Raw genomic sequence first — 12,143 nt, forward strand, 5'->3', positions numbered from 1 at the left:
GGGCTAGTGTTTAAATATGGCTGAAAGACCAGTTGGAACTCTTCTTCAACGTTACTCTTTCTCAAACCTCGCTCTATTTGGCTTCGTCTCTGCGCTTTAATATTCAGTTCGGCTGAGAAATGAGCGAATTGGTTTTTACCCGCGCGCTTCGCTTGGTACATGGCGGCGTCCGCGTTGGATAGTAATTTGGCAATGTCGGTGCCATCTTGAGGGTAACTCGCGATACCAATACTTGCGGTAACAGGGAAAGAGCGACTCCATGAATGCTTTAAATTGTTAATTGGACTTAGGAGCTCTAAAGCGAGTAAATCCGGAATGTTTTCATCACTTTGGTCTGAGCTAAGAAGGATCGCAAACTCATCGCCAGACAGACGTGCACCGAAGCAGGGGCTGTTATAGTCGTAGGAGAATTTCTGACAAATGTTTTTAATATGTGCTGAAAAGGTTTTCAATAACTCGTCACCAAGCTCATGCCCGTATTTATCATTGACGTATTTGAAGTTATCTAAGTCGATATAAATAACCCAAAAGTTTTCAGAAGGCGCGGCGAGTTCGCGATTTGCCAGTTCTTGAAATCGATGTCGATTGGCAAGCTGCGTTAAATGATCCGTTTCAGCTAAGTGCTTTGTTTTTCTGTATATCGTATCCAGCTCTTTATACATGTCGAAGAAACGGGATGAAAGGCGTCCAATTTCGTCGTCTGTTCCTAGTTTTTCGATGTTGTCGCGTTGATTTAATTCTATTTCGCTAAGTTGCTTGTCGAGGTGTGAAACCGGATGCAGGACATATCGATAGAGAATTAACACGATGAGCGCTATGGTTAAAAGCGCGGCTATACCAAACGAGAGTGCAAGTTCTAGCCAGACTTTATCGACTTTATTCCACATCAGGTATTCGGCAGGAGATAAGATCGCGAAAAAGTGGGGGAGTAACTCAATGGTTTGAGCTAATGGGATATCCAGGTGGATCGGCTTATCTGCAAAGGTAATTATGCTGTGAGTATCGAATTCGATTTCGTGTTTTATATCACTAAATGCTTCTAAAGACACCGAAACGACGACAAAAAAGGCATTATGAGGGTCGAAACTCAGCGGCTGTTTTCCTGTACGTTTATCGATAACCTCGTAACGAAGCAAAACACTTTGCCCGCTGGAATTATAAATAAAACTTGTATGATCAAACGCTTTGGTCTTTTCGTATTGCGTTGATATGTAATCTAAAACCTTAGGGTCTACCTCACTTGTCGAATCATAAAATTGATTGTCGGTGTAGTACATTAGGTCTTTTTTGCCATTGAGAATGGCCATGCTGGTATCACCATGATAGCCATGACTTAATACATCCGCTGTTTCTTCAAGGCGAGAAAACAGAACTCTTTCTCTATATGGATTGTTGTAGTTGAGTAAAAAGTCCTGCAAGACATCACTTTTACCCAACGTGTAAGCGTAGCTATTGAGAAAGATATTTGCTTGTCTAAATTGTCCAGCGAGCTTTTCCATTTGCAGCTGTATGTAGCTATCTTCTCGTTTAATGAGCGTAACTTTTTGGATGCTATAGATGATGTAGCTGGATACAAGCGCGCTCACTAAGATAACTGGCGTGACTAGTAAAATGACTCTATGGCTTAATTTCATTCTGGCTCTTTAAATTCTGTTTGTGTCCTTACAAACGTTGCTTACCGTAAAGGTATGGAACGCGCATAGCGATTCTTTTAACGTAACGAGATTGTAAGGCTTCGCGCAGATAAATAACAATTTTATATGAAAAGTGGGGCGATTTTTAACCTTTATTAACTTATACGTCAGGCGTTTCTCAGTCATTGGACAAAAAGAATGGTTAAAAAAACTCAACCTAGTCGTTTACTGCTTTTTTCATGCATAGCCATCGAAACGTTTCGATGGCAAAGTGTGACTTGGGTGGTTTTTTCGCCTGTCTCAGACGTTAGAACGCTGATCATTCTCACACCCTAGAAGACTGATGGTAGTCAAATTCATTCATCGATTTTATATTCTATCGAAACGTTTCGATGAGTTTTCTGTTAATAAAGAAAGTCGCTTAGTTCAGAGCCCCATCGTTGTATGAACTTGTAATTGAAGGTCGATGAGAAGATGAAAAAAAGTAGCCTAATTAACGCCGATGTTTCTTATTTAGTGGCCACACTTGGCCATACCGATGAGTTCACCGTTTGTGATGCTGGTTTACCCATTCCGGATCACGTGCAACGAATCGACCTGGCGTTAACTCATGGTGTCCCGAGTTTTTTAGATACCGTTCGAGTGATTTTGTCAGAGTCGCAAATTGAAAGCGTCATCTTAGCGGAAGAGTTTTCTCAAGTGAGCCCAGAACTGCATGAAGCGTTATTGACAGAGCTGAACCGAGAAAGTGATAAAGCTGGTAAGCCGATTGAAATCTGTTACGTATCTCACGAGGCATTCAAACAGCGCACTACTCAAAGTCGTGCGGTGGTTCGTACTGGCGAGTGTACACCTTATGCTAACGTCATTTTCCAAGCCGGTGTCGCTTTTTAAGCCAGACTAATTGAGGACAAATTATGACCCAAGCAATCCTACGACTCAGCGAGATTGAAAAAGCATTTCCTGGTGTTAAGGCACTCGATAAAGCCAGTCTGAATGTTTACCCAGGCCGTGTGATGGCTCTAATGGGGGAAAACGGCGCAGGAAAATCCACGTTGATGAAAGTGCTTACCGGTATCTATCACATGGATTCTGGCAGCATTGAATACCAATCTAAGTCAGCGTCATTTAAAGGGCCAAGAGACTCTCAAGAGGCGGGTATTAGTATCATTCACCAAGAGCTGAATTTAATCCCCGAGCTGACGATCGCTGAAAACATTTACTTAGGCCGCGAGTTCACAAGCCCAATGGGGCGAATTCAGTGGAACAAAATGTATCAAGAGGCCGATAAGCTTCTGCAGCGTCTGAATGTTAAACACAGTGCGAAAACGTTACTTGGGGACTTAAGTCTGGGTGAGCAGCAAATGGTGGAAATTGCCAAAGCCCTCTCTTTTGAATCCAAAGTCATCATTATGGATGAGCCAACGGATGCGTTGACCGATACGGAAACTGAGTCGTTGTTTAAGGTGATTAGAGAACTTCGTGCTCAGGGTTGTGGCATTGTTTACATCTCGCATCGTTTGAAAGAGATCTTTGAAATCTGTGACGATATTACTGTACTTCGCGATGGTAAGTTCATTGGAGAGTGTCAGGTGTCTGATACCAATGAAGATGGTCTTATCGAAATGATGGTTGGGCGTAAATTAGAAGAGCAATATCCACGTATTGCCGCGACACATGGCGAAACTTGTCTTGAAGTTATTGGATTAACGGGGTCAGGAGTCCAGGACGTGAGCTTTACGCTAAAGCGTGGCGAAATCCTAGGAATATCTGGCTTGATGGGCGCTGGGCGAACTGAGTTGATGAAGGTTATCTACGGTGCATTACCAAGTGAGCGCGGTGTGATAAACCTTGAGAACAAAACCATTAACCCCGTCAGCCCGCAAGATGGCCTAGCTAACGGTATTGCGTATATTTCGGAAGACCGAAAAGGTGATGGTTTAGTTTTAGGTCTGTCAGTGAAAGAGAACATGTCATTGTGCTCTTTAGATAAATTAACCAATGGATTCCAGATCCAACATGGCGACGAGGTCATGGCGGTCGAAGACTTTATCAAGCTATTTAATATCAAAACACCAAGCCGCGACCAAATCATTGGCAACCTTTCTGGGGGCAACCAGCAGAAAGTGGCCATTGCAAAAGGTCTAATGACAAAGCCGAAAGTATTGATTCTTGATGAGCCAACCCGCGGAGTCGACGTTGGTGCAAAAAAAGAGATTTATCAGTTAATCAATAAATTTAAAGCCGAAGGCATGAGCATCATCTTAGTGTCGTCAGAGATGCCAGAAGTGCTTGGGATGAGTGATCGTATTCTTGTCATGCATGAAGGTCGTATCACGGGCGAATTTGATGCGAAAGTCGCTGATCAAGAAAAACTACTCGCTTGTGCAGTAGGCAAAAATATTAATGAGGAAGCAGCATGAGTACCAATACCATGAGTAAACCGGCGCAAGCAGAGAGCAGAAAGTTCTTCACTAAAGAGTGGCTGATAGAGCAAAAATCATTGATTGCGCTGATATTCCTAATTGTTGTCGTGTCATTTTTGAACCCGAACTTTTTTACGGTTGACAACATTCTTAATATTCTACGTCAAACATCCGTTAACGCGATCATCGCAGTGGGGATGACGTTGGTGATATTGACCGCTGGCATCGACTTAAGTGTTGGCTCTGTACTGGCGTTATGTGGAGCATTTGCTGCAAGTTTGATTGCAATGGAAGTGCCAGTGTTGATTGCCGTGCCTACAGCGTTACTTGCGGGGGCAGCTTTAGGTGCAATCAGCGGTATTATCATTGCAAAAGGTAAAGTTCAGGCGTTTATTGCAACGCTGGTTACCATGACGTTATTACGCGGTGTCACTATGGTTTACACCGAAGGACGCCCAATTTCGACAGGTTTTACCGATACCGCAGATGCGTTTGCATGGTTCGGTACCGGTTACGCTTTAGGTATTCCAGTGCCAGTATGGTTGATGGTAGTGGTGTTTGCAGCAGCATGGTATTTACTTAATCACACACGCTTCGGCCGTTATGTTTACGCACTAGGCGGTAATGAATCAGCGACTCGACTATCGGGCATCAATGTTGACCGAGTTAAGATGGGTGTATATGCGATTTGCGGTATGTTGGCTGCACTTGCGGGCATTATTGTGACGTCACGTCTTTCTTCTGCGCAACCGACGGCAGGTATGGGGTATGAGCTTGATGCCATCGCAGCCGTTGTATTGGGTGGAACAAGCCTGATGGGCGGTAAAGGACGAATCATGGGAACTCTGATTGGTGCTTTAATCATTGGTTTCTTGAATAACGCGCTCAACCTATTGGATGTCTCTAGCTACTACCAAATGATCGCGAAAGCCGTCGTGATTCTGCTGGCGGTACTTGTCGACAACAAAAATAAGTAATTGAAATTACTCTGATCACTTTGTATTAAATCCTAAATAAAAACCGAGTCAGCTAACTGGCTGACTCCCCCCTACATAAAGGACTAGAACGATGAAAAAATTGGCAACACTTATCTCTGCTGCGCTGCTTTCTTCTACTGTATCTGTGGCTGCTCAGGCACAAGATACAATGGCGATTGTCGTATCCACTTTGAATAACCCTTTCTTTGTTTCGATGAAAGATGGTGCGGAATCAAAAGCGAAGGAACTGGGATACGATTTGATTGTTCTCGACTCGCAAAATGACCCGAGTAAAGAACTGTCTAACGTTGAAGATCTCACGGTTCGCGGGGTGAAGGCCATTCTGATCAATCCAACAGACTCTGACGCAGTATCGAATGCGATCCGTATGGCGAACCGTTCAAATATCCCAGTGCTGACTCTGGATCGTGGTGCGAGTCGTGGTGACGTTGTTAGCCACATCGCTTCAGATAATGTTATTGGTGGTGAAATGGCGGGTCATTACATCATGGAAAAAGTTGGCGAAAAAGCAAAAGTTATTCAGCTAGAAGGCATCGCGGGTACTTCAGCTGCGCGTGAACGTGGTGAAGGCTTTATGACTGCGGTTAAGAGTAGTGATATGGAGCTGCTAGCCAGTCAACCAGCGGACTTCGACCGAACTAAGGGTTTGAATGTAATGGAAAACCTATTAGCAGCCAATCCAGATGTGCAGGCTGTATTTGCACAGAATGATGAAATGGCACTAGGTGCACTGCGTGCGGTTCAGGCTTCAGGCAAGGATGTGACGATTGTTGGTTTTGATGGTACCGACGACGGTATTGCAGCGGTAAACCGAGGCAAACTTGCAGCGACGATTGCACAACAACCTGATCTCATTGGTTCTCTTGGTATCGAAACAGCAGACAAAGTACTCAAAGGCGAAAAAGTTGAGGAGTACATTCCTGTACCGTTGAAAGTCGTTACAAAATAAGCGGAATGATAAATAACGAGTTCTGATTTCTTTGCTCTCTCTTTTGTTTACTTCTGTCGTTTCAGAAGGGAGGGCAAGAATGGATGCCATTGCCTTTTCCTCTATTTCCTTTAGGTGTGAGAAGCCAACGTCATCTATTTTTTCAACAAACAGTTTTCAAACAGGGTTCATTCAGAACTGAGGATAACCGTATGAATAAGTTAGTGGTATTAGGTAGTGTTAACGCTGACCATGTTCTTCAAGTGCCTTCTTTTCCTCGCCCAGGCGAGACGCTTCATGGTCACAACTATCAAGTTATCCCTGGTGGGAAGGGGGCGAATCAAGCTGTCGCCGCTGCACGTTTAGGGGCAGATATTGGTTTTATCGCGTGTGTTGGTGACGATTCATTTGGCATTAATATTCGCGAAAATTTCAAAATGGACGGTATTGATATTTCAGGCGTTAAGATGCAGCCTAACTGTCCTACAGGTATTGCCATGATTCAAGTGTCAGACAGTGGTGAGAACACAATTTGTATTTCAGCCGAGGCAAACGCGAAGTTAACCTCTGACGCCATAGACCCGGATTTAGAGCGTATTCGTCAAGCCAACTATTTGTTGATGCAACTAGAAACGCCAATTTGCGCGATTGAGAAGGCGGCCCGTATTGCAAAAACTGCAAAAACTAATGTGATATTGAATCCTGCGCCAGCCCGTGAATTGTCCGATGAGCTATTAGCGTGTATTGATGTAATCACCCCTAACGAAACCGAGGCAGAAGTACTAACAGGAGTGACCGTTACTGATAACGATAGTGCTCAGGAAGCCGCGAATGTTTTGCATTCAAAAGGCATCGAAATCGTGATGATCACGCTGGGAGCGAAAGGCGTGTGGTTGAGTCAAAATGGTCGTGGAGACATCATTCCGGGTTTTCGTGTAGAAGCCACCGACACTACAGCCGCTGGCGATACCTTCAACGGGGCGCTTGTGACTGGTCTATTGGAGGATTTACCATTAGAATCAGCGATTAAGTTCGCGCATGCAGCAGCGGCGATATCCGTTACTCGCTTTGGTGCACAGACATCGATTCCTACTCGTGATGAAGTGAATAATTTTCTGGCGAAAGTCCAATAACAAGGAGCAGATAGCATGGCTACAATGAAAGACATCGCAAAACTGGCCGGTGTTTCTACGTCAACCGTTAGCCATGTTATTAATAAAACTCGCTTTGTCAGTGAAGAGATTTCTGAACGAGTCAATAACGCGGCTAAGGAACTCAATTACTACGCGCCATCGGCTTTGGCGCGTAGTCTTAAAGTCAACCGAACCAAAACGTTTGGCATGTTGGTCACCACTTCTACTAACCCGTTTTTTGGTGAAGTGGTAAAAGGTGTTGAGCGCAGTTGTTATCTCAAAGGTTACAGTCTTATTTTATGTAACACCGAAGGCGATAACGAACGCATGCGAGAGTCCATTAATACGCTATTGCAAAAACGTGTTGATGGTTTAATTTTGATGTGTTCCTCATTAGAAGGGGAGCGTATAGAAGTATTTGAGCGTTACCCTGATATTCCTGTTGTTGTCATGGACTGGGGCCCGATGTTATTTACCAGTGATAAGATTCAAGATAATTCATTGCGTGGTGGATATATGGCCACAAAATACCTGATTGATAGCGGTCACAAAGAGATTGGGTGTATTACTGGTCCGCTCATTAAGCATCAAGCACAAATGCGCTATGAAGGGTACAAAAGGGCGATGAATGAAGCCGGACTGTCGTTCAATAAAGATTGGATTGTTGAAGCAGACTTCGAATGTGAAGGTGGGTATCAGGCGTTTACAAAAATTGTACAGCGTGGAGCGCTGCCCACAGCGGTGTTTGTTTCCAATGACATGATGGCGATGGGCGTTATCAATGCAGCGAATGAGCTTGGCATTAAGGTACCTGATGATGTTTCGATCATTGGTTATGATGACATTCACATTGCGAAATTTATGTCTCCCTCGCTGACAACCATTCATCAACCGAAATATCGTCTTGGTCAAGTTGCAGTCGAGACCTTGCTACGTAAACTCGATGATAAATCAGACCAAGCTCAAGTTATCGAGTTAGAGCCGACTTTGGTTGAGCGCGGTAGTGTGAAATCCATTATTTAAATAACCTGGCGAAGTCTGGCAGAGCATCGTGGTATAACGAAACAGTGCGCGTCTCGTCATTTCGTCAGTTCATCCATGATTGGGCAACGACTTTTCCCATCCCCAGGGCATGACGACACCCAACTCTCTAGCTGTTGTTTGATTTCCATTAAGTGCGAAATCTTTAATTCTACCTCTTTCAATTTATCCATGGTGCGTGCTTTTACTTCGCTGCTTTTTCTATTTGGGTCATGAGCAAGGTGTACAAACTCTTTGCATTCTTGCAGCGAGAAGCCTGCACTTTTGGCGCGGGAGACTAAGTTGAGCTCTTGAATGTGGTTCTCTGTGTATTCACGATAACCGGAATCACTGCGTGCTGGTGGTGAGATAATGCCTTTGTCTTCGTACAAGCGAATGGATTTAGAGGATAGTCCTGTAAGTTTAGCAACGGCACCTATATTCATGATTTTCTCCCATGGTCCAAATCTAAATTCAGTATACACAGACCGAGCAATAAACCAATCATTCTCGCGAAGCCTAACTGCTAAGTCTATGAAGAATAAGGTGGCTTTTGCTATTGGCTTAAGTAAAAACTCGATTAAATAAAAACTGGCTCAAACAAAAACAGCCCGTCAGCAATATACTGACAGGCCGTTGTAAAATTGTTGTTGATCTAATTTTTACTACGCGTTTTCTGGCTGTAGGTTTTTCTTTTCTTGCTGCATTTTTGCAAGGAAGTACACGTTAACACATGCGATGAAACCGTTGGTTAGTACGACTGGCCATGCGTCAATCATCAGGCCATACGCCGTAAATAGTCCACAACCGATAAAGTTTAAGATACGCAGTTTAACGATATCTTTCATTGTTAGCGAGATCGCAACCATGATTGAAGCAGCGTAACCTAAAAACTCAACCATATTCATTTCCATTATTTGACCCTCTTTAAAATCTGCCGAATTTGTCGGTACCAATTCTTCTCATCTTGAGATTATTGAGGAAGCTCCATGCCTCGAACGGTCTTTGTTTTGAGTTGGCTGTACTATAGCAATGGAAAAAGCGTGATAAAAGGCTCAATTCGGCGTTAAGAGAGAGTTAGCGATTACGCAAACGTTTAATCAGAAAAATTTTATTTATACTTTTGTAAATAATTGGTTTTGGCAATGGAATTGATAGTCCAGCACTGTTGAAAGTCGGAATAAAACACCATAGTATTGCAAATGATAATTATTTTCGTTTGGTCGTGTTTTTATGATTTATTTTGTTACTGGGTTAGCGGTTTTTACAGTGGTAAGTCTAAGATTAAAGCCAAAAACTTGGTCTTTAAGTATGCATTTGATATTGCATTTGTGGTTAGTTTCAGCGGATCAACCTGATTATATGGTCCAATACATGCTTGTTATGTTCTTTTCATCTCCATTACTCGTGCATCTCCAAAAACGCACCAGCATATGTAATAGAATCTTTAGCGGAATACCAATACTGGTTGCTATAATTGGTATTATCTCTGTTTATAAGGCACAGTTGTTTTCTGTAAGCATACTTTTATGAGATTGCTGTCTTGTTTTTGAGAAAACCTTGATAATTGACATGATTTGACAGAAAAATTCGAATTATTATCGTCTAATTGCAGGGCTGTTTAGTCCTTTTGGCTTGATATGGATCCTATGTGCTATACGAAATACTAGTTTAACGCACTCTGGATTATCAGTTGTAAAAAATGTTGATCGTTTGCGGGGAAATTGATGAGTACACAAACCGTGTCGCAGAACGCCGTTGTACATGCTGTAACGGGAGAGGTGTTAGTGTTGGATCTTTCAGGAAAGATCCGGGTCGCCACGGTTGGTGATGAGCTGAAAATGGGTGAGGTGATCATTACAGAAAATGAAGCCTCTCTTGACGTACTAGCGAATAATGAACTCTACATTGTTGACCAAAATTGTGTCGCATGCTTGCCCGTGCCTACACCTGAGCAATTAGCTTTGGCGGCGCAATCTCAAACGCCAAAAATCGCTCAAACTCAAGTCGAAGGACAAATCTCATTTGATCTTAATGCAGTAGATAACGCTAATTTAAACACAAACGATATCGCTGCCATCCAACAGGCTATTTTGGATGGAGAAGATCCGACAGCAATCCTCCAACCGACTGCTGCAGGTGGTGCGCAGGGTTCGGCAAACGCTGGTTATGTGACGGTTGAATATAATAACCCTGAACTGTTGGCTTCTACCTTTTTTGAAACCTCTCCAACGCAAAATAGCGAACCTGTCTATGCGGGAAGAGAAGGCGCAAACGCGACGATTTTTGCAGATGGCGGTGAATCAATGGAATCGCGCGTCGTCGAAGGATCGGTTTCTCTTTCTACGTATCCTCAAACCACATCGGTTACGGCGCTGATTGAAGCGGGTGATCTTGCTCTCGATCCGACGTCACTCGTTATTTCGCCTTTGTCGTTAACGTCTCTTTTGGCTGAACTGAACACGGATATTACATCAAACGGCCAGCCCGTTACCTTTGTATATGATCAAACCCAAAACTCGATTATTGGTTCACAAAGCGGTAATGAAGTGCTGCGAATTGATATCGAAGCCACCTCAATCGGCAAAGACCTAGAACTAGAAGTAGAAACAACCATTAGCCAAGGTATTGACCATGTGCCGTCGGTTGCTGGTGGTCAAGTTGACATTGTTGGCGATCAGATCAGCATTGCATTTGAAATTACGGGCACTGATATCATTGGCAACAGCATTCGTTCACCGATTGATGTCGTTACGACTGTCGTTGATGGTGCCGATCCCAGCCCTCAAGATATTTCGTTTGAAAATATTGACTCTTCTGACACTGTAATCAGCGGCCGTTTTGTTGATATTGGCAGTGATGAACTGGCGTCGGTCACTTTCAACTCTGAAGGTTTGAGTCAATTTGACAACCTATTAAGTGATAATCAATCAACGGTGGCTGAACTATCGCAAGACGGTACGACGATTACACTCTCAATTGAAGGTAGCGGTGAGCCTGTATTGAGCATTAGCTTAAATACAGACGGTACCTATGAATTTGAGCAGTTCAAACCGTTAGAGCAAACTAATACTCAAGATAATATTGAGCTCTCGTTACCGACGACCATCATCGATTTTGACCAAGACACAGCCAATAGTACGTTTAACCTAACGATTTTGGATGGGAATAACCCGGTCATTGAGAATGTTACAGGCCTCTTTTTGGATGAATCTGGAGTAGAGCAAGGTTCGCAAGAAGGTTCAGTAGTAACAAGTGGTACAGGTTCAATCACGACATCGGTTGGTAGTGACGTTATAGATCATTACGAACTGGAGCCGGCAGAATTTAACCTTTCTGGAGAGTTACAATCGCAAGGACAAATTGTTCAGCTAGAGCTGACTTCAGAATTGAACGGTATGCGCACCTATGAAGGTGTTATTGAGCTTAACGGTGCGCGCGTAACGGTATTTGATATTACCATCGATTCTCCGACTCAAGGAGACTATCAGTTCAACCTTTACGAACCGTTGGATCATACTGGATCAAACGATGATGTTTTGTCCTTTGGCTTGCCAGTCTATGCGGTGGATGCGGACGGTGATCGTTCATCGATTACTGACGGTTCGAACACACCTGAAGCTGCGCAAATCGTTATTCAAGTCGAAGATGATATTCCTAGTATTGACGGTGTTGATGCATTAGCGGTTGATGAAGACGATTTGGCGAATATTGGCTCTGATGGCTCAAATTCTGTTTCTATCGATGGGCATTTCACCACGACTCAGGGCTCTGATCGTGTGGTGAGTTACCAACTCGATACAAACGCAACCCCAGTCGCGAACCTGACATCACAAGGTGTTGCGGTAAACTTAATCGAAACCGCCAACGCAGACGGCAGTTTTACGTACACAGCGACCGCAGATAACGGAACCACGGTAGAACCCGTATTTACCCTAGTTGTAAACACGGACGGTACTTATAACTTCACGTTAGAAGGGCCAATCGACCATGCACAGAATGGT

The 12,143-nt window shown here is 43.6% G+C and carries 10 protein-coding genes; 7 read left to right on the plus strand and 3 right to left on the minus strand.

What is annotated here, in order from left to right; translation table 11 throughout:
* On the minus strand, nt 1–1,634 hold a 1,634-nt coding region (locus SU60_RS11120), incomplete at its 3' end, for a GGDEF domain-containing protein (RefSeq protein WP_041155567.1).
* Between the two features lie 474 nt (nt 1,635–2,108).
* Between SU60_RS11120 and rbsD the strand changes: the two genes are divergently transcribed.
* The 6 genes from rbsD (at nt 2,109) to SU60_RS11150 (ending at nt 8,142) form a co-directional block, all read left to right on the plus strand.
* Nucleotides 2,109–2,528, plus strand: coding sequence for a D-ribose pyranase (rbsD, locus tag SU60_RS11125; protein WP_041155568.1), 420 nt, complete (start codon nt 2,109–2,111; stop codon nt 2,526–2,528).
* A 23-nt stretch (nt 2,529–2,551) separates the two neighbouring features.
* Nucleotides 2,552–4,057: a ribose ABC transporter ATP-binding protein RbsA gene (gene rbsA / locus SU60_RS11130; RefSeq protein WP_041155569.1), complete on the plus strand. Its 1,506-nt coding sequence runs from the start codon at nt 2,552–2,554 to the stop codon at nt 4,055–4,057.
* Nucleotides 4,054–5,037 carry a ribose ABC transporter permease gene (gene rbsC / locus SU60_RS11135; RefSeq protein WP_041155570.1) on the plus strand — a complete coding sequence of 328 codons (984 nt, stop codon included), beginning with the start codon at nt 4,054–4,056 and terminating at the stop codon, nt 5,035–5,037. The genes rbsA and rbsC overlap by 4 nt, the downstream gene beginning before the upstream one ends.
* Before the next feature lie 91 nt (nt 5,038–5,128).
* Entirely contained in the window at nt 5,129–6,007 is an 879-nt protein-coding gene (gene rbsB / locus SU60_RS11140) for a ribose ABC transporter substrate-binding protein RbsB (protein ID WP_041155571.1), read from the plus strand.
* A 191-nt stretch (nt 6,008–6,198) separates the two neighbouring features.
* Nucleotides 6,199–7,119, plus strand: coding sequence for a ribokinase (rbsK, locus tag SU60_RS11145; protein ID WP_041155576.1), 921 nt, complete (start codon nt 6,199–6,201; stop codon nt 7,117–7,119).
* A gap of 15 nt (nt 7,120–7,134) precedes the next feature.
* Nucleotides 7,135–8,142 (plus strand): substrate-binding domain-containing protein, encoded by a 1,008-nt coding sequence (locus tag SU60_RS11150; protein WP_041155572.1) that lies wholly within the window; start codon nt 7,135–7,137, stop codon nt 8,140–8,142.
* A gap of 56 nt (nt 8,143–8,198) precedes the next feature.
* On the opposite strand, the gene cueR is transcribed toward SU60_RS11150, so the two are convergent.
* Nucleotides 8,199–8,585: a Cu(I)-responsive transcriptional regulator gene (gene cueR, locus SU60_RS11155; protein WP_041155573.1), complete on the minus strand. Its 387-nt coding sequence runs from the start codon at nt 8,583–8,585 to the stop codon at nt 8,199–8,201.
* Between the two features lie 219 nt (nt 8,586–8,804).
* Nucleotides 8,805–9,053, minus strand: a complete 249-nt coding sequence (locus SU60_RS11160) for a YgjV family protein (protein ID WP_041155574.1) — start codon at nt 9,051–9,053, stop codon at nt 8,805–8,807.
* Nucleotides 9,054–9,866: 813 nt separating this feature from the next.
* Here SU60_RS11160 and SU60_RS11165 point away from each other — a divergent pair.
* A partial coding sequence (locus tag SU60_RS11165) for a retention module-containing protein (protein WP_041155575.1) occupies nt 9,867–12,143 on the plus strand: 2,277 nt, incomplete at its 3' end.

Origin of the sequence: Vibrio mytili (assembly GCF_000830505.1) — a bacterium.
Taxonomy (GTDB): domain Bacteria; phylum Pseudomonadota; class Gammaproteobacteria; order Enterobacterales; family Vibrionaceae; genus Vibrio; species Vibrio mytili.